Origin of the sequence: Halalkalicoccus subterraneus (genome assembly GCF_003697815.1) — an archaeon.
GTDB lineage: Archaea > Halobacteriota > Halobacteria > Halobacteriales > Halalkalicoccaceae > Halalkalicoccus > Halalkalicoccus subterraneus.
In genome coordinates, this window is record NZ_RDQG01000019.1 from 1 (window position 1) to 18,139 (window position 18,139).

16 protein-coding genes and 1 pseudogene are annotated in these 18,139 nt (G+C 65.3%); 12 read left to right on the top strand and 5 right to left on the bottom strand.

Features of this window, described 5'->3' with window-relative positions; translation table 11 throughout:
* The coding region (locus EAO80_RS05340; protein WP_449404317.1) for a phosphorylase family protein at window positions 1-324 on the top strand (324 nt) is incomplete at its 5' end.
* A gap of 243 nt (window positions 325-567) precedes the next feature.
* Here the strand turns inward: EAO80_RS05340 and EAO80_RS05345 are convergent.
* The 3 genes from EAO80_RS05345 to EAO80_RS05355 are packed head-to-tail and all read right to left on the bottom strand — an operon-like array spanning window position 568 to window position 5,211.
* Window positions 568-1,389, bottom strand: a complete 822-nt coding sequence (locus tag EAO80_RS05345) for a segregation and condensation protein A (RefSeq protein WP_122088905.1) — start codon at window positions 1,387-1,389, stop codon at window positions 568-570.
* On the bottom strand, window positions 1,382-4,969 hold the full coding sequence (smc, locus tag EAO80_RS05350) for a chromosome segregation protein SMC (protein WP_122088906.1): 3,588 nt from the start codon (window positions 4,967-4,969) through the stop codon (window positions 1,382-1,384). The genes EAO80_RS05345 and smc overlap by 8 nt, the downstream gene beginning before the upstream one ends.
* 17 nt (window positions 4,970-4,986) lie before the next feature.
* On the bottom strand, window positions 4,987-5,211 hold the full coding sequence (locus EAO80_RS05355; RefSeq protein WP_122088907.1) for a DUF7518 family protein: 225 nt from the start codon (window positions 5,209-5,211) through the stop codon (window positions 4,987-4,989).
* Window positions 5,212-5,330: 119 nt separating this feature from the next.
* On the opposite strand from EAO80_RS05355, the gene gatB reads away from it, so the two are divergent.
* Together gatB and EAO80_RS05365 are read left to right on the top strand one after the other, a co-directional pair.
* Window positions 5,331-6,812 carry an Asp-tRNA(Asn)/Glu-tRNA(Gln) amidotransferase subunit GatB gene (gene gatB / locus EAO80_RS05360; protein ID WP_122088908.1) on the top strand — a complete coding sequence of 494 codons (1,482 nt, stop codon included), beginning with the start codon at window positions 5,331-5,333 and terminating at the stop codon, window positions 6,810-6,812.
* Window positions 6,813-7,033: 221 nt separating this feature from the next.
* A complete protein-coding gene (locus tag EAO80_RS05365; protein WP_122088909.1) occupies window positions 7,034-7,282 on the top strand; it encodes an amphi-Trp domain-containing protein in 249 nt (82 codons plus the stop codon).
* A gap of 3 nt (window positions 7,283-7,285) precedes the next feature.
* On the opposite strand, the gene EAO80_RS05370 is transcribed toward EAO80_RS05365, so the two are convergent.
* Entirely contained in the window at window positions 7,286-8,089 is an 804-nt protein-coding gene (locus tag EAO80_RS05370; protein WP_245998468.1) for a YihY/virulence factor BrkB family protein, read from the bottom strand.
* Between the two features lie 106 nt (window positions 8,090-8,195).
* On the opposite strand from EAO80_RS05370, the gene EAO80_RS05375 reads away from it, so the two are divergent.
* The gene (locus EAO80_RS05375; RefSeq protein ID WP_122088910.1) at window positions 8,196-10,757 is read left to right on the top strand and encodes a DNA topoisomerase I; all 2,562 of its coding nucleotides are present in this window, start codon (window positions 8,196-8,198) and stop codon (window positions 10,755-10,757) included.
* A 21-nt stretch (window positions 10,758-10,778) separates the two neighbouring features.
* Here EAO80_RS05375 and EAO80_RS05380 read toward each other — a convergent pair whose 3' ends face one another.
* Window positions 10,779-11,171 carry a DUF2237 family protein gene (locus tag EAO80_RS05380; protein WP_122088911.1) on the bottom strand — a complete coding sequence of 131 codons (393 nt, stop codon included), beginning with the start codon at window positions 11,169-11,171 and terminating at the stop codon, window positions 10,779-10,781.
* 117 nt (window positions 11,172-11,288) lie between these two features.
* Between EAO80_RS05380 and EAO80_RS05385 the strand changes: the two genes are divergently transcribed.
* The 8 genes and pseudogenes from EAO80_RS05385 to EAO80_RS20235 all read left to right on the top strand — a co-directional run.
* Window positions 11,289-12,011 carry a phosphoglycerol geranylgeranyltransferase gene (locus tag EAO80_RS05385; protein WP_122088912.1) on the top strand — a complete coding sequence of 241 codons (723 nt, stop codon included), beginning with the start codon at window positions 11,289-11,291 and terminating at the stop codon, window positions 12,009-12,011.
* A 121-nt stretch (window positions 12,012-12,132) separates the two neighbouring features.
* Window positions 12,133-13,554 (top strand): sulfatase, encoded by a 1,422-nt coding sequence (locus EAO80_RS05390; protein ID WP_122088913.1) that lies wholly within the window; start codon window positions 12,133-12,135, stop codon window positions 13,552-13,554.
* Between the two features lies 1 nt (window position 13,555).
* The gene (locus tag EAO80_RS05395; RefSeq protein WP_122088914.1) at window positions 13,556-13,981 is read left to right on the top strand and encodes a GtrA family protein; all 426 of its coding nucleotides are present in this window, start codon (window positions 13,556-13,558) and stop codon (window positions 13,979-13,981) included.
* Between the two features lie 59 nt (window positions 13,982-14,040).
* Window positions 14,041-15,339 (top strand): aspartate--tRNA(Asn) ligase, encoded by a 1,299-nt coding sequence (gene aspS, locus EAO80_RS05400; protein ID WP_122088915.1) that lies wholly within the window; start codon window positions 14,041-14,043, stop codon window positions 15,337-15,339.
* A 141-nt stretch (window positions 15,340-15,480) separates the two neighbouring features.
* Complete coding sequence (locus EAO80_RS05405) at window positions 15,481-16,074, top strand: hypothetical protein (RefSeq protein ID WP_122088916.1); 594 nt, start codon at window positions 15,481-15,483, stop codon at window positions 16,072-16,074.
* A gap of 173 nt (window positions 16,075-16,247) precedes the next feature.
* Window positions 16,248-17,054: a hypothetical protein gene (locus EAO80_RS05410; protein WP_122088917.1), complete on the top strand. Its 807-nt coding sequence runs from the start codon at window positions 16,248-16,250 to the stop codon at window positions 17,052-17,054.
* A gap of 33 nt (window positions 17,055-17,087) precedes the next feature.
* Complete coding sequence (locus EAO80_RS05415) at window positions 17,088-17,981, top strand: pantoate kinase (RefSeq protein WP_122088918.1); 894 nt, start codon at window positions 17,088-17,090, stop codon at window positions 17,979-17,981.
* 20 nt (window positions 17,982-18,001) lie between these two features.
* Window positions 18,002-18,139, top strand: a pseudogene (locus EAO80_RS20235) (phosphopantothenate/pantothenate synthetase); the annotation flags it as partial.

An 18,139-nucleotide genomic window follows, 5' to 3' on the forward strand; every position in this document is an offset into this window, starting at 1 on the left:
GGCTGGGATCTAGTCGGTATGACCGCGATCCCGGAGGCGAAACTCGCCCGTGAAGCCGAGATCGCCTACGCCACCGTCGCGGGCGTCACCGACTACGACGTCTGGAAGGAGGACAGCGAGGTCACCCTCCAGGAGGTCCTCGAAAACGCGGAAAGGAACCAGACGGCGATCAAAGCCGTCGTCGAGGAGGCGATCCGAACCCTTCCCGAGGACCACGAGTGTGCGGCTCACACCTCCCTCGAAGGGACGGTCAACACGCCCACGGACGCGATCCCCGAGGAAACGAGGAAACGGGTCGAACCGCTCGTCGGCGACTACCTCTGAGTCCGATACGGCGAGCGCCCCCCGACGGTTGTGCTGCCGGTCGATCCGTCGATACCGACCCCATCACGAAACCGGTGACCGCTCTACTTCCCGCGGACGTAATCGAGCGCCGAGACGAACTCCTCGGGATCGACGTGACCCTCGGTTTCGGTCAGGCGCTCGCGGAGTTTTGTGGGTGTCATACTCTGCCATACTATGCCGTCCCTAATAAAACTACTGTCACGTGGTACCACGGTACAGAACTCAGCCCGCAACCGCTTCGCTTCCCTCGGCGGCAGCGGGGTTCTGAACCCAGAGGTCGCCGAAGAGGTCGTCCTGTTCGAGGCGGACCTGTCCGCGGTGGGCCAGAAAGAGCAGCGCGAGGAACGTCTCGACGCGTGATCCGCCGGCGGAGTCGATCTCCGAAAACAGCACTTCCTCGCGCCCGGAGCTGTACTGTTCGTCCAGCACGTCGTAGACTCGCGTGATCGTCTCCTCGATGTCCTCGCCGTGAGCAGTACCAGTGACGTCCTCGGCGGTGGGCTCCTCCTCGGCGCGGAACTCGTCCGCCGAGTGGTAATCCAGCGTCTGGGTACCGCGCTGGAAGCCCTTCGGCGAGCCGGAGGTGTCGTACTCACGCGACTCCTTCCACCACGAGTCGCGTTCGGCCTCCCGGAGTTCTCTCACCAACTCGTCGAGCGTCTCGGGCGACCCGCGCGCCTGTTTCCGGTCGAGCCGGCGCTCCATCTCGCGTTCGAGATCCGCGATCGGATCCTCAGGGAACGATTCCTCACCCATTCCGCCGCCTATCCCCATCTCGGCCTCCCAGTCCTCGAACTCCTCTGTCTCGTCCTCGGCGAGCAGCTCGTCGCTCTTCATCCGCAACAGGACGCTCGCATAGAAGAGCGCACGACCCGAGGTTCGGAGATCCGTCCCGTCGAGCTTCGCGAGGAAGGCGTCGGTCACCTCGACGATGTCGATGTCCCAGGGCTCGATCTCACCTTCCTCTGCGAGTTGGACCAACAGCTCGACGGGCTCGCTTTCCGCGTCGGCGTCCGGATCCGTCGGCGGGACGATCTCAGTCATCGGCGGTTGCGGCCTCCTCGTCCTCGCCGGTGCCCGCTAGGTCTATTCCGGTGACGCTGCTGACGTTGTTGCCCTGCATGGTGACGCCGATGGCGCGCTCGGAGCGTTCGAGCATCGCCGAGCGGTGCGAGACGACGATGAACTGGGCCTCGTCGGCGAGTTCGTCGACCAGTTCTCCCACGCGGTCGGCGTTCGCCGCGTCGAGGAACGCGTCGATCTCGTCGAGCGCGTAGAAGGGCGCGGGGTTGTATCGTTGAATGGCGAAGATGAACGCGAGCGCCGTTAGGGACTTCTCGCCGCCGGACATGGCGTCGAGCCGTTGGATGGGCTTGTCGCCGGGTTGGGCCTTCATCGTCAGCCCGCCCTCGAAGGGGTCGTCCTCGTCTTCGAGATGGAGTTCGCCAGTGCCCGCCGACAACCGGGAAAAGATGTCCTGGAACTGCTCGTCGATCGACCGGTAGGCGTCCATGAACGTCTCGCGCTTCTGGCGTTCGTAGGAGTCGATTCTGTCAGTAATCCCCTCTCGCTCCTCGACGAGTACCTCCTTGCGGTCGGTGAGCTCCGAGAGTTCACCCTCGACCCGGTCGTATTCGTCGATCGCGAGCATGTTCACCGGCTCTAAGGCCTCCATCTCGCTTCCGAGCTCCTCGATGCGCTCCTCGACCGTGTCGTGATCGGGGACCTCCTCGGGATCGTACTCGCCGACCTCGCGTTCGAGATCCGCGATGTCCGTTTCGAGCCCGCGGGCGCTCGCTTGCAGCCCCTCGAGGCGACTCTCGACCGACCCGACTCGCTCTCTTTTCGCGTCGCGCTCGTCGGTCGCCTCCCCGAGCGTCCCCCGGAGCTCGCGGCGTTCCGCCTTCTTCTCCGTGAGCTCTTCTTCGAGCTCCTCGACGGCCTCGCGTTTCCCTTCGAGGCGCTCTTCCTGTTCCTCGATTCCGGCCTCGAACTCCTCGATGCGGCTTTCCTGCTTCTCGATGCGCTCCTCGGCGCTCGTCGCCTGTTCGTCCAGATCCGAGATGGCGTTCTCGGCGTACTGCTTCTCGAGCTGGCGTTCGTTGAGACGCCCGTCGTGCTCGTCGAGTTCGCTCTCCAACGCGTCGATCTCGTCGTCGATCGCCTCGAGTTCGGCGGTGAGCTCGGGGATCTCCGAGTCCGCGAGCTCCCCTTCGAGCTCCTCGATTTCGTCCTCTAACTCCTCGATTTCCCTCGTGGCCTCCGAGATCTCCTCCTCGATCTCACCCATGCGCTCGTCGACGTCGCCGCGAGCGTCCTCCAGTTCCCCGATCTCCTCCACGAGCCGTTCGGCCTTCGACTCGCGTTCCTCGATGGCCTCGCGTTTCTTCCCGATCGCGCCATCGATCTCACGGACCTGCTCTGTGGCCTCCGTCTTGCGGTCACGGGCGCTCTCGAGGCGGTCCTCCGCGTCTCGGAGGTCGGCGCGAACGGATTCGCGCCGGTCCTGCAGGTCGGTGATCGTCTCGGCGACCCGTTCCAGCTGTCCCTTGCCCGACTTCGAGAACGAATACCGAGAGCCCGACCGGCTCCCGCCGGTCATCGCACCGCTCTTCTCGACGAGTTCTCCCTCCAACGTCACGAGCCGGTACTTGCCCATCAGGTCCCGTGCGGTGTCGACGTCCTCGACGACGAGCGTATCACCCAGAACGTACGAGAAGATCCCCGCGTAGGCGTCGTCGAAGTCGACGAGGTTGTACGCGAAGTCGACCACGCCCTCCGCGCGCGGCGGCGCCGAGAGCGAGCGGCTTCGCATTTCAGTGAGGGGAAGGAACGTCGCCCGGCCGGCGTTGCGCGATTTCAGGTGTTCGATACAGCGCTGGCCGACCCCGTCGTCGTCGACCACGACGTTCGCGAGCCGGCCGCCCGCCGCGGTCTCGCACGCGGTGGCGTACCGCGAGTCGACGCCTCCTAATTGGCCGACGGTGCCGTGGACCCCGTCCATGCCCGCGTTGAGGATCGTCGAGACCGCCCGGCCATACGAGGAGTCGCCGCTCTCGCCGGCCTTCGCCTCGAGCTCCGCGTACTCCTGTTGTTTTCCCTGGAGGTCGTCCTCAATGCCATCGAGTTCTTTCTGGAGCTCCCGCTTCTCCTCCTTGAGGTCCTCGACCACCGCGTCGATCTGCTCGCGGTTCTTCACGGCCCGTTCGCGCTCGTCCCCCAGATCGTCGATCTCGGACTCGATTTCGGGCACCGCTTCGAGCGTCTCCTCGCGTTCGTTCTCCTTCTCGCCGATCGCGTTCGAGCGCCGGCGGGCCTCGTCGAGCAGGCGGTCCTGCTCGCGCTGGTGTTCGTTTCGCTCGTCGCGCGACGCCTCGAGAGCGGCCTTTTTCTCCCGCAGATCGGCCTTCAGCTCGTCGAACTCCGTGTCGACGTCCTCGATTGCTGCTTCGATCTCCTCCCGCTCGGCCTCCTTCTCCTGGATGTCGGCCTTCACGGAGGCCTTCTCCAACTTTGTCTCGCGGATCTCCGTATCGAGGTCGGCGATCGTCTCTTCTTTCTTATCGATCCCGACGAACGCCTCCTGTCGATCGCTCTCGGCCTCGCTTATCGCCTCCTCCGCGTTCTCGATTCTGTCCTCGAACCGGCTGATCTCGCCTTTGATCCCCTCGATATCGCGTTTGATCTCCAACTGTTCGTCCTCGCCCTTGCGCTCGATCTCGGCGTTTAAGTCCTCCAAATCCTCCTGAAGCCGGGTCACTGCGCCCTGCTTCTCGTCGAGTTCTCGACGGAGCTCGTCGAGTTTCCCCTGCTTTTGCTCGATCCGGCTCTCCTTGGCGTCGAGTTCGGCGCGTTTTTCCTCGAGCTCGGCTGCCTTCAGATACCCTTCGAACTCCTCTTTCTCGTCGCGAAGCGACTGGTACTCGAGTGCGGTCTCGCGCTCGTCAGCGAGCTGGTCCAGTCGATCCTGTTTCTCTTCGATGCGCAGCTCGGCCTCCTCGATGCGTTCTGTGACGGTTTCGAGCTCCTCGAAGGCCGACTCCTTTTTCGCGTCGAACTCCGCGACGCCCGCGATCTCGTCGATGATCTCGCGGCGCTGGCCGGCGGTCATGTTGATGATGCCGGTGACGTCGCCCTGCATGACGACGTTGTAGCCCTCGGGGGTGACGCCCGCCTGTGCGAGCAGGTCCTGGATGTCAGAGAGGTTTACTGAACGATCATTGAGGTAGTAGTACGAGTAGTAGTTGTCCTCGGTGCGTTTCACCCGCCGCCGGACGGAGACCGTCTCGGCGTCGCCGATGTCCTCGCTGCCGGTGGCGCTGACGACCTGCTCTCGTGCGAGCGTACCGTCCGAGTTGTCCAGCACGACCTCGACGCTGGCCTCACGAGGGCCCGCCTGCTCGCTTTCGCCGTCGTGGCCGGGGTTGTAGATCAGGTCCGTGAGCTTCTCGGCGCGGATCCCGCGCGCTCTGGCGAGGCCAAGGGCGAACAACACGCTGTCGATGATGTTCGACTTGCCCGAGCCGTTCGGGCCGCTGACGGTTGTGAAGTCCTCGTAGAACGGGATGCGGGTCTTCCTGCCGAAGCTCTTGAAGTTCTCAAGAACCAGCTCTCGGATGTGCATGGTGTGCGGGGCGCGAGCTACGCGACGATGATGTCGGTTGCTGCGTCGTCTTCCGGTTCTTCCTCCTCGCTCCTATCGCTTTCGACTCCGACCTCGCGGGTCTCGACGTCCGTTTCGGCCTCGTGATGGGCTTCAAGGGTGCGGATCCGTTCGTTGGCCTCGACCAGCTCCTCGGTGAGTCCCCGTACCGTGGCTTCGAGCTCCTCGACCCGCGTCTCGAGATCCTCGACTCTGTTCGACATACACCCATTACCTCGCCCGGCGGACATAAACCTGCGTCAGACACGTATCCCTTATCCAACCGTTCGGCCGAGCGCGCTCTCCCGGTAGCCTTTATGCGATCGACGCCGAAGCCCGCACAATGACTGCGCAGGCGACCCAACAGCGCGATCTCACGGTCGTGATCGGGTTGGAGGTCCACGTCCAGCTCGAAACCGACACGAAGGTGTTCTGTGGCTGTTCGACCGATCTCGCGGACGCCGACCCCAACACCCACACCTGCCCGACCTGTCTCGGCCTGCCGGGGGCGCTGCCCGTGCTCAACGAGGCGGCCGTCGAGTCGGCCGTGAAGCTGGGCAAGGCGATCGACGCCGAGATCCCCCAGCAGACGCGCTTTCACCGCAAGAACTACTACTACCCCGACCTGCCGAAGGACTTCCAGATCACCCAGTACGACGCCCCGATCTGCCAGGACGGGCGCTTGGAGATCGGCGTCGAGGGCGAGCGCCGCGAGATCGGAATCGAGCGCGCGCACTTGGAGGAGGATCCGGGTAGCCTCCAGCACGCCGGAGGCAACATCGAGACCGCCGAACACACCCTCGTCAACTACAACCGCGCGGGGGTTCCGCTGATGGAGATCGTCACCGAACCCGACTTCCGAAGCCCGAAGGAGACGCGCGCGTTCCTTGCGAAACTCGAAGAGGTCCTCGAGTATCTGGGGGTCTTCGACAGCACGCGCGACGGCTCGCTGCGCATCGACGCGAACATCTCGCTGGTGCCCGGCGAGGAGGTCGAGGAGAGCGGCGCGATCGGTGCAGCGACCCTCGCGGCGGCAAACCGCACGGAGGTGAAGAACATCTCCAGTCACAAGGGCGCCGAGAAGGCGCTGGCCTACGAGGTGACCAGACAGAGAAACGCCCGCAGGCGGGGCCGGGAGATCGAACAGGAGACGCGCCACTGGGACGAGTCCCGCGGCATCACCGTCTCGATGCGCTCGAAGGAGGACGAAAAGGACTACCGGTACTTCCCGGAGGCCGACCTCCCGGTCCTCAAGGTGGCCGACTGGACGGAGTCGATCGACATCCCCGAACTACCCGAGGCTCGCCGCGAGCGCTTCCGCGAGGAGTACGGACTGGACGCGGAGGCGGCTTCGAAGCTCACCTCGACGAAACAGGTCGCGGACTTCTACGAGGACGTCGCCAGCGACTTCGATCCCGGCCTGGCGGCGACGTGGGTCGCCGACGACCTCCTGGGCGAGCTCAACTACCGCGACATGCGGATCGCGGACATCGAGGGCCGTCTCGACGACGTGCGCCGGCTGATCGAACTCGTCGACGAGGGGTTGATCACCGCGAAGAACGCCCGCGAGGTCGTTCTCAGAGAAATGCTCGATTCGAGGACCGACCCCGACGCCGTGGTCGAATCGGAGGGGTTGGGAAAGACCGACGACGAGGCGGTCGCCGCGGCCGTCGAGGAAGCCATCGAGGAGAACCCCGAGGCGGTCGCGGACGTCGAGGCCGGCGACGACGGTGCGATCAACTTCCTCGTCGGACAGGTGATGGGAAAAACGGGCGGCAGCGCCGACCCCGGTCGAGTCAATCAGTTGCTCCGCGAGCGACTGTAATCGGCGGCGTTATACGAGCGCCAGCGCGGCGTCGAAGACGAACTGTACGCTCATCATGCAGGCTTCGCCCATCGGTTCTATCATCTCCAGTTCCACGTTCGAGACGGATTCTTCGCTCGCCATGCGTTCAGGTACCCCTCCGAGCGCGGTAATACCTGTCGGTCGATTCCCCGGACGACGGGGTGAACCACTATGTCGCTCGCGGTCGAAGGTGTCCGTGTATGTCCGATACGATGTCCGACGAGCAGGACCTGTCGCGCAACGAAGTCGCGGACCACCTCCAGACGCTGGCCCGAGAGATCCGTGGGGAGGGGCCCGCGGACGTCACGGTCGGCAACAAGAGCGTCGCGCTCGATCCCGCCTCGGTGATCGAGTACGACATCGCCGTCGAGGAACGCTCGCCGATGCTCGGTGGCGAGCGCGAGGCGATCACCGTCACCCTCGACTGGGAGGTCGAATCGACGGAGTAACGCTCACCCGTCCGGGGTTCGGTCCGCCAGCACGACGTTGAGAACGACGCCGACCAGCAGGATGTGGGCCCCGAAATACAGCCACAACAGGAACAGCACCGTCCCGCTGATCACGCCGAAGACCGCCGTGATGACCGACATCGAGACGTAGACCCGAAACAGCACCTGCAACAGCGCCCAGCCGACCGCCGCGAACACCGCCCCCGGAAGCACCTCCTGTGGCGTGACGTCGGCGTCGGGGAGCACGTAGTACAGCGGGAAGAAGACGGCGAACAGCCCGCAGACGAGCAACAGCGGGTCGAGTACGGTCAAGTACCTGATCTCCGGCACGAGCGTGAACGCGGCGGCCGTTGCGATGGCTCCCACGATCGCGACCACGATCGCGGTCACGACGAGGAGCCCGTCACGGATCCGTTCGCGAAGCGGTGTCTCGCCCGGATCTGTCCCGTAGATCGCGGCGAACGCGACGTCGAGGCTCAGGAACATTCTCAACGCGGCCCAGACCAACACGACCAGTCCGATGAGGGAACTCCCGACCCAGCCGGTCGCCTCGGTGAGGGTGGTCGCGATCAGGTCCTCGCCCGCGGGGCTGAGATACAGCCGGGTCAACGCGAGCAGGTAGCTCGCGATGGTCTCGCCGGCGAACAGCGTGGTCGCGACCAACACGAGCAACAACAACGGTACCAGCGAGACGAACGCGTAGAACGCGAGGCTACCGGCCAGAAACTGGAGGTTCCGTCGGCGACTCTCCTCGACGATCGCGCGTATCACGGCTATCCCTTTCCCCCATCTCATCCCGCCGTCCATTGTCGACCGTCGGGGAAGGGGGTTCCGGTCGCCGGACCCTGCTAGAGCCGTCGATCGACGCGAAACGTTTAGGACTCGTCTCGGCGTAGCGCCTACAAATCGGGCCATGGATCTGATCATCACCGAGAAGGACAACGCCGCCCGCCGGATCGCCGCCATCCTCAGCGGCGACTCCGCCGAGGTCGAGCGCCAGAACGGCGTCAACGTCTACCGTTGGGGCGGCACGCGCTGTATCGGGCTGTCGGGCCACGTCGTCGCCGTCGACTTCCCGTCGGAGTACTCGGACTGGCGCGACGTCGAGCCCGTCGAACTGATCGGCGCGGACGTCGAGAAAACCCCTACTCAGGAGAACATCGTCCGTACTGTCCGGCTGCTTGCCCGCGATGCGAACCGAGTGACGATCGCGACCGACTACGACCGCGAGGGCGAGCTCATCGGTAAGGAGGCCTACGAGATCGTCCGCGACGTCAACGAGGAGAGCGAGATCGACCGGGTGCGGTTTTCCTCGATCACCGAGGGCGAAGTCAAGAGCGCGTTCGACGAACCCGACGAGATCGACTTCGATCTGGCCGCGGCGGGCGAGGCTCGCCAGATCATCGACCTCGTTTGGGGCGCGGCGCTGACCCGCTTTCTCTCGCTTTCGGCCCGCCAGCTCGGCGACGACTTCATTTCAGTAGGAAGGGTCCAGACGCCCACACTCAAACTGATCGTGGATCGCGAACGCGAGATCGAGGCGTTCGACCCCGAGGCCTACTGGGAGATCTTCGCCGACGTCGCCAAAGCTGAGGAGAGCTTCGATGCCCAGTACTACTATTTAGACGAGGACGACAACGAGGCCGAACGCGTCTGGGACGAGAAGCGCGCCGAAACGGTCTACGAGGAACTGGGCGGGGCGAACGAGGCCGGCGTCGAGTCCGTCTCCCGGCGGACCCGCACCGACGCGCCGCCCGCGCCGTTCAACACCACGCAGTTCATCCGCGCGGCGAGTTCGATCGGCTACTCCGCGAAACGCGCGATGAGCATCGCCGAGGACCTCTATACGGCGGGCTACATCACCTATCCTCGTACCGATAACACGGTCTACCCCGAGGACCTCGACCCTCGGGAGTTGCTCGATGCGTTCACCGGGAACCGGACCTTCGGCGAGGACGCCGAATCACTGCTTGAGAGCGACGAGATCAACCCCACCGAGGGCGACGAGGAGACGACCGACCACCCGCCGATCCACCCGACCGAGGAGCTGCCGACGAAGGGCGAGCTTTCGGATGCCGAGTGGGAGGTCTACGAACTCGTCGTGCGACGCTTCTTTGCGACCGTCGCCGACTCGGCGCGCTGGGAGCACCTCAAGGTCGTCCTCGAAGTAGGTGAGCACCGTCTGAAGGCAAACGGCAAGCGCCTCGTCGAGCCGGGCTATCACTCCGTCTACCCCTACTTCAGCACGAACGAGAACTTCGTTCCCGACGTCGAAGAGGGCGAAACGCTCGCGCTCACCGAGGTTCGAATCGAGGACAAGGAGACTCAACCACCGAGGAGATACGGCCAGTCGCGCCTGATCGAGACGATGGAGTCGATGGGGATCGGGACCAAGAGTACGAGACACAACACGATCGAGAAGCTCTACGACCGGGGCTACATCGAGAACGACCCGCCCCGTCCCACCAAGCTGGCGACGGCGGTCGTCGAGGCCGGCGAGGAGTACGCCGACCGGGTGGTAAGCGAGGCGATGACCGCCCAATTGGAGGACGACATGCAGGCGATCGCCGCCGGCGAGAAGGACCTGGACGAAGTGGCCGGCGAGTCCCGAGAGATGCTCGAACGGGTGTTCGACGACCTGATGGAATCCCGGGAGGAGATCGGCGACCACCTCCAGAAGTCACTGAAGGCCGACAAGACGCTGGGACCCTGCCCCGAATCGGGCCACGACCTGCTGGTTCGGCGCTCGCGGCAGGGCTCGTACTTCGTCGGCTGTGACGGCTACCCCGACTGCGAGTACACCCTGCCGCTTCCCAACACGGGTAAGCCGCTCATTCTGGACGAGACCTGCGAGGAACACGACCTGCGTCACATGAAGATGCTCGCCGGTCGGGGCACGTTCGTCCACGGCTGTCCCCAGTGTAAGGCCGACGAGGCCGACGAGGAGGAGGACCGGATCATCGGGGCGTGTCCCGAGTGCGGGGCGGGCGCGATCCCGCCGGCCGAGCGCGACGGGGAGGACCCCGAGGCGACCGCCGAGAACGGCCAGCCCGTCGAGGCCGACGGCGGGGAACTCGCGATCAAGCAACTCCGAAACGGCTCGCGGCTCGTCGGCTGTACGCGCTATCCCGACTGCGAGTACTCGTTGCCGCTGCCCCGGCGTGGTGACATCGAGATCACCGACGACCACTGCGAGGAACACGGTCTCCCCGAGCTACTGGTGCATTCGGGCGACGAACCGTGGGAGCTTGGCTGTCCGATCTGTAACTACCGGGAGTACCGGGAGCGCGAGAGCGACTCGGGGACCGACCTCGAATCCATCGAGGGCGTGGGCGCGAAGACCGCCGAGAAGCTCGCCGCCGCGGGCGTCGAGAGCGTCAGCGACCTGCAGGACGCCGAGGCGGAGACGGTCGCAGACGAGGTCGATGGGGTCAGCGTTGACCGGGTTCGAAAGTGGCAGGCCAAAGCCGGCTGAGGGTCGTCAGTCCACGGTTCCTCACTCCACGGTTTCGCTACGCGGATCGAACTCGTACTCGCGAAGCGTGTCGGGATCGATCTCGTCGAGGACGCGCTCGTGGGTCGCTTCGAGCACGATCCGTGGTGCGTATCCAGCCTCGCGGGCCTCGACCCAGCGGGGCAGACAGAGACACCACCGGTCACCCGGTTCGAGCCCCGGAAAGTCCAGTTCGGGCTGGGGGGTCACGAGGTCGTTCCCCTGTGCCTTGCTGAACTCGAGGAACTCCTCGCTCAGTACCGCACAGACCTCGTGGCGACCCGGATCCCGTTGGAGGTGCCGACAGTGGCCATCTCGGAGAAAGCCGGTCTCCGGCTCGGCGCTACAGGGGCGGAGTTCGGTGCCGTAGACGTTTCGGTCGGGTTCGTCGCTCATGGGCGGGCCTTCGGTCGGCGGGGGGAAAACGGTGGCTGCTCCGGACGGCCGCCTCATCGTCGTGACACCCCGAACCCCACCGAAGGGGTTTTAGCGCGTCCTTCGAATTGCAGTGGTATGAGCGCGCCGTGGACCGACTGGGATCACATCGTCAAGATCGATCCCGACAAGGACCTCGCCGAGGGGGACACGTTCGAGGACGTCTGCCGGACGGGGACCGACGCCATCGAGATCGGGGGGACGCTGGACATGACCGAGGAGAAGATGCAGCAGGTGATCGACGCCTGCGCGAAGTACGACGTCCCGCTGTATCAGGAACCCTCGAACCCCGCGGTCGTCGTCGAGGACGAGGCGCTCGACGGCTATCTCGTTCCGACCGTCTTCAACGCGGGCGACGTCTCGTGGGTCGTCGGCGCGCACAAGGAGTGGGTCCGGATCAGCGACATCGACTGGGATCGCACCTACACCGAGGCGTACATCGTGCTCAACCCCGAGGCGAGCGTCGCCCAGCTCACCGAGGCGAACTGCGATCAGTCCGCCGAGGACGTCGCGGCCTACGCGGAGGTCGCAGAACGCCTGTTCGGCCAGCCGGTCGTTTACATCGAGTACTCGGGCACGTTCGGCGACCCGGAGAAGGTCCGGGCCGCAAGCGAGGCGATAGAGGAGGCGACCCTCTTTTACGGCGGCGGCATCGGCGACTACGAGTCGGCGAACACGATGGCCGAGTACGCCGACGTGATCGTCGTCGGGAACCTGCTACACGAGGCGGGCTGTGGGGCGGTCGAGAGGACCGTCGAGGGGGTCCGCGACGCCCGGTCCGAGGTTCCGAACCGCTGGTAGGCCCGATATCAAAACGTTGAGTAGGTTACCACCGATACATCTCCCACGGGGAACTCGTCGGTGTTCGAGGACGCCCGTCGCGCTCGGGACGATTCCAACGGTCGACACCGACCTCAGTAGTATGACAGGCACTCATCCGACCAACGTCGTCCTCATCACGGTCGATTCGCTTCGCGCCGACGCGATCGACCCGTACGCCGACGGAGGTCATACACCGACGTTGCAACGGCTCGCCGACCGGGGGACCGTGTTCGAACACGCCTTCGCCACCGGCAACTGGACCCCGTTTTCCTTCCCGGGGCTGTTGGCCTCGCGGCCGGTGTTCGCCGATTCGGGGACGATCGGCGTCACCGAAAGCGAGACGCTCGCCGAGACGCTCGCCGGGGCCGGGATCCGGGCGGGGGGGTTCAACGCCGCGAACGGCTTTCTCACCGACCACTGGGGCTACGACAGCGGGTTCGACGAGTTCGAGTCCTTCGTCGCCGACGCCGGCTCGTTCTACGGGCAGTATCTCGCGGCCCACCCGACCGTCGAGGCGTGGCTCCAACTGGCGAGCGCGCCGGTTCGCCGGCTCGTCTCGCGGGCTCGCGGGGGCGACGACGACCGGCCCTTCATGGACGCCTCGCGGATGGTCGACGTCGAGCACCGCGCGCGGGCGTTCATCGAGGACCGCCAGGAGCCCTTCTTCCTCTGGATCCACTACATGGACACGCACACCCCCTACGCGCCCGCACCCAGACACTTCCGGGAGGTCTCCTCCTCGACGCTCGGGACCCCACAGATGATACTGGCTCACGCGCGTGCGGGCCTCGGGCGGGAGGTCGGCGACCGGACGCTGTCCGATCTGCGGACGCTCTATCGGGCGACGGTTCGGCAGGTCGACGCGAGCATCGAACGCGTGCTCGGGACGCTTGCCGACAGCGGCCTGCGCGACGAGACCGCGATCGTCGTCGCCGGCGATCACGGCGAGGAGTTCCAGGACCACGGCCACCTCGCGCACTACCCCAAGCTCTACGACGAACTCATCCACGTACCGTTGCTGATCGACGCTCCGGGAACCGAACCCGGCCGGGTCGAGGGAGCCGTCGGATTGGACGCCGTTCCGCCGACGGTCTGTGACCTGTTCGGCGTCGCCCCGCCCGATTCGTGGTCGGGCACCTCGCTCGTCGACGCCCTCGGCGGGGCGGAACTCGACGACGAGCCGGTGGTGTCGGTGACCGTCCGCGGCGAGGAGGTCACTCAGCAGCCGATTCCGCGGGACCTCGCGGACGGCGAGCTGCTGGTGAGCGCGCGCACGGCCGCGTGGACCTACATTGAGAACGCGGAAACCGGCGAACGGGAGCTGTACCACCGCCCCTCGGACCCCACCCAACAGCGCGACCTTTCCGTGGATCCCTCCCGTGAGCAGGCGGCGGCGATCGACCGGCTGCGCCCGTCGGTGACGTCCCGGATCGGACTGCTCGACGGGACGTCCGCCGACAACGGGATGACCGAACCGGACGGAGAGCTCGAAGCACGACTCGAGGCGCTTGGATATCGATAGTATGGTTCGGGCACTGCTCCGCGAACTCGCCGGCGGGCGGTTCGCGGTCCGAATCAGGCGATTCGTCGCCGTCGGTGCGGTCGCGGCGGGGGTTCAGACGCTGCTTCTGGGCGGGTTCGTCGAGTACGCCGGCCTCCACTACCTGCTCGCGGCGACGGTCGCAATCGAGATCACGATCGTCTTCCAGTACGTGCTCAACAACCTCTGGACCTTTCGAGCGGTCAAGAACACGGGCCGGGGCGAGTTCTTTCACGGACTGCTCAAGACAAACATCGTCCGCGGATCGGCGATCCCGATCCAGCTCGCGGTCCTCTATGGGATCGTCACGTGGTCGGGGATCGCGTACCTGATCGCGAACGGGATCGCCATCCTCGTCAGCGGGATCTACCGGTACGTGCTCGATGCCCGGTGGACGTGGGACGTCTGAGACCACGACCGGATGAGCGAAATGGCCGGGCTTAAGTCCCGCTTCGCTCAACGGGAGGTATGGAAAACCGAACCTACACCGCCGAGGCCGAGCCCGGCGAGACCGCCACGGTCGCGGGCTGGGTCCACGAGATCCGCGACCTCGGTGGCATCGCGTTTCTCATCCTTCGGGACAAATCCGGGAAGATCCAGATCAAGTTCGAGAAAGAGGAGATGGACGACGACCTCGTCGAGACGGGGCTCGACCTCTCCCGCGAGAGCGTGATCTCGGTGACCGGCGCGGTCGAGGAGGAGCCACGCGCACCCACTGGCGTCGAGGTCACGCCCGATGAACTCGACGTGATCGCCGAGGCCGAACCCGAACTCCCGCTCGACCCCTCGGGGAAGGTCGACGCCGAACTCTCGACGCGACTCGACAACCGGACGCTCGACCTCCGAAAGGAGGAGACGAAGGCCATCTTCGAGATTCGCGCCGAAATCCTCCGGGCGGTCAGGGAGAGCTTCCGCGAGATCGGCTGTACGGAGATCAACACGCCGAAGATCGTCGCCACAGGCACCGAGGGCGGCACCGAGCTGTTCCCGATCACCTACTTCGGACAGGAGGCGTTCATGAACCAGTCCCCGCAGCTGTTCAAGCAGCTGATGGTCGGCTCCGGGCTCGAACGCGTCTTCGAGGTCGGCCCGATCTTCCGCGCCGAGGAGCACAACACGCCCCGCCATCTCAACGAGGCGACGATGATCGACTTCGAGAGCGCCTTCATCGACCACGAGGAGGCGATGGACGCCTGCGAGCGCACCCTGCTCGCGGCTTATGAGGGCGTCGCCGAGAACTGCGAGGAGCAGCTCGAAACGCTCGGCTACGAAGACTTCGAGGTACCCGACGAAGCGTTCCCGCGACTCACGTATGAGGAGGCCATCGAGCGCATCAACGCGACGGGTGAGCTCGACGAGCAGCTCGTCTGGGGCGACGACCTCCCAACCGAGGCCGAGAAGGCGCTGGGACAGGACGTCGGCGGGCACTACTTCGTGACCGACTGGCCCAGCGAGATCAAGCCCTTCTACATCCAGGACTACGAGAACGGCGAACTCTCGAAGGGGTTCGACCTGATGCACCCACGAATGGAGTTGGTCTCGGGCGGGCAGCGCGAACACCGCTACGACCACCTCGTTGAGGGGTTCGAAGCCCAGGGGCTCGACCCCGCACAGTTCGAGTATTACACGAAGATGTTCAAGTACGGAATGCCGCCCCACGCCGGCTGGGCCTACGGCGTCGAGCGCCTCGTGATGACGATGCTCGACCTGGGCAACATCCGCGAGGCCGTTCTGTTCCCGCGGGATCGCCAGCGTCTGTCGCCGTAGCGATCGCGTGGGGGTTCGCGGGACCGTCGGTCCCGCCCAGTTCCTGCGAGATAGCCAGCGATCGAGTCCGTAGATGACGGCGCACCTGTCAAGCAGGAGCCAGCAGAGGTTTTATTCGCCGTTCGTCCCGAGGATGGGACGATGACTGATCTGAACGAGCAGGTGCTCGACGAGGCACGCCAGTACGGCGAGACGCTGACGACCCGCGAGCTACTGCTTCTCATCGAACGGGACCATCCCGGCGCGGGCGTCGACGAGGAGACGCTTGCCGCCTACGACGAGGCCATCGCGGACGACGACGTCCTCCCGTTCGCCGAGGGGCACCTCCGCTCGTCCGTCGACGAGAACCTCGTGACCGACGACCAGTGGCGCGATGCGGACACGTACTACGACGTGGGGGACGGGCGGATCAGCCTCTTTCCGAAGCGGTGGCACGATCGGCTCGCAGACAGCGACGACCTCCGCGAGTACGTCACGATCATCGAGGCGGCAAGCGCCGACGAGGATTCGGCCGCCGACCTCCCCCGCGGCGGCAACGGAACCGGCGTTCCCGAGAGCCTCCTGCTCGATGCGATGATCGCGATCGACGGTATCGACCGCGAGGCGGCGAAGGAACGCCTCGAACGCGAGCGCCGCGACGGTGACCTCGTCCAGGACGCGGACCAACACCCGGACGCGCGGGTCTACCTGTCCGAAGAGGCCGAGGAGATGCGCGACGACTGGCTCGATTACTGACGGCTCGCGATCCCATAGTGTCGGCGTTCGTATCGGTATCATACTAACGACTGATCGTGGGCGGACCGGCGATTCGAGCGGCATTTATCGCCGACGCTGTTAGCAACTTGATAAGATCAATTATCAAACACATATATATACTTGTAGATAAAGTGTTGTTATATAGAAATCAGATGAACGTCAGCGACTTTACATTCGATCATTACGGGCGGCTCCTCGATGCGGCGCTCGACAACGACTATACGTTCTATACCGTCGAGGAGTACGTCACCCGAGCGGAGCACGACGATCCACATATCGTCGTTCGCCACGACGTCGACCGGAAGGTCGCAACGGCCCGTGCGATGGCCCACGTTGAGGCCGGACGCGGTATTTCGACGACGTACTACTTCCGTACGTCGACGTTCAGTCCGGAGGTGGCCGCGGAATTCGAGGAACTCGGCCACGAGGTCGGCTATCACTACGAGGACTTCGTGAAAACACGCGGGGACTTCGAGGCGGCCCACGAACGGTTCGCCCGGAACCTCGACGAGTTCAGGGAGCACGCCGACATCGCGACGATCTGTCCGCACGGGAGCCCACTGTCGCCCCACCACAACCTCGACATGTGGCACGGCGAGTACGGAATCGACAGGTACGATCTGACCGCCGAGGCGTATCTCTCGGTCGATACCGCGAGCGACGACCCCGAGAAGCCCTCCTACGTCTCCGACACCGGTCGGGATTGGGCGACGACGATCGCCGACTTCGGTCGGATCTCGACGACCGACGACCTGATCGCCGCGATGGAATCGGGTACCTGCGACCGACTCTACTTGCTCGTTCACCCTGGTCGGTGGTCGCGAAACCCCGCCGAGCAGGTCCAGCGCGTCGCATGGGACGTCGCCGCGGAGGCGGGCAAATCCGTCGCGAAGGGCGCTCACGCGCTCGGCCGATCCTCCGGTGACTGGATCTCCCGTGCCATGCGCGATCGAGTATAAGCCCTTAACTCCCGGCCTCGCGAACCCCGTCCAATGAGCGACGACGGGGTAACGGTGTTCGTCCCGGGACACGTTACTGGGTTCTTCAGCAGCCATCCCCACGACGACCCGGCGAAAGCCGGCTCGCGAGGTGCCGGACTGACCCTCTCCGATGGGGTCACCGTCAGCGTCAGTCCCGACGGCCGCTCGCGGACGACGCTCAACGGCTCCGGAATCGAGGTCGAACCGGTCGACCGTGTCCGCGAGGCGCTGTCGGTTTCTGCGAGCGTCGAGGCGACGACCGACCTCCCGCTCGGAGCCGGGTTCGGTGTTTCGGGGGCGCTCGCGCTCGGCAGCGCGCTCGCAGCCAATCAGGCGTTCGACCGACGGCTGTCGGAGAACGAGGTCGTTACCCTCGCCCACGGCGCGGAAGTCCGGTCGGGAACCGGACTCGGCGACGTCGTTGCCCAGGCCCGTGGCGGCATCCCGATCCGCCTCGATCCCGGTGGTCCCGAGAACAACCGTCTCGACGGCGTTCCCGCAAGCACCCGAATCGAGTATCTCACCTTCGGCGATCTCTCGACGGAGTCGGTGCTCTCGGGCGATACAGAGCGACTGACGGCCGCCGGGATCGAATCGCTCTCGATCCTTACCAAGTCACCGACGCTCGCAACGCTTCTGTACGCCTCGCGACGGTTCGCCCGCGAAACCGGGCTTCTGACCGACCGGGTTCGGGAGGTCATCGAGGACGTTTCTGCGGCCGGCGGCGAGGCGTCGATGGCGATGCTGGGCCAGACGGTGTTCGCCCTCGATACCGGGCTCTCGGATGCGGGCTACGACCCCGCGGTCTGTCAGACGCACGCCGCAGGTGCGAACATCCTCGACGAGCCGCCGTCGCCGATGGCCGCCTCGGAGCCGCCGCGAGCCGACAACGCAGGGGATTTGTAACGCCCTCGTCGAGAACGGGTATGGCCGACATTCCCGCCGACCACCCCCGTCACGACTCGCTCGTGACCCGCCACCGGATCGAGGACGGCGTCGAGAAGGGGATCACGAGCACGCAGGGGCTGATCGCACAGGGGCGCGGCGAGGCGTTCGACTACCTC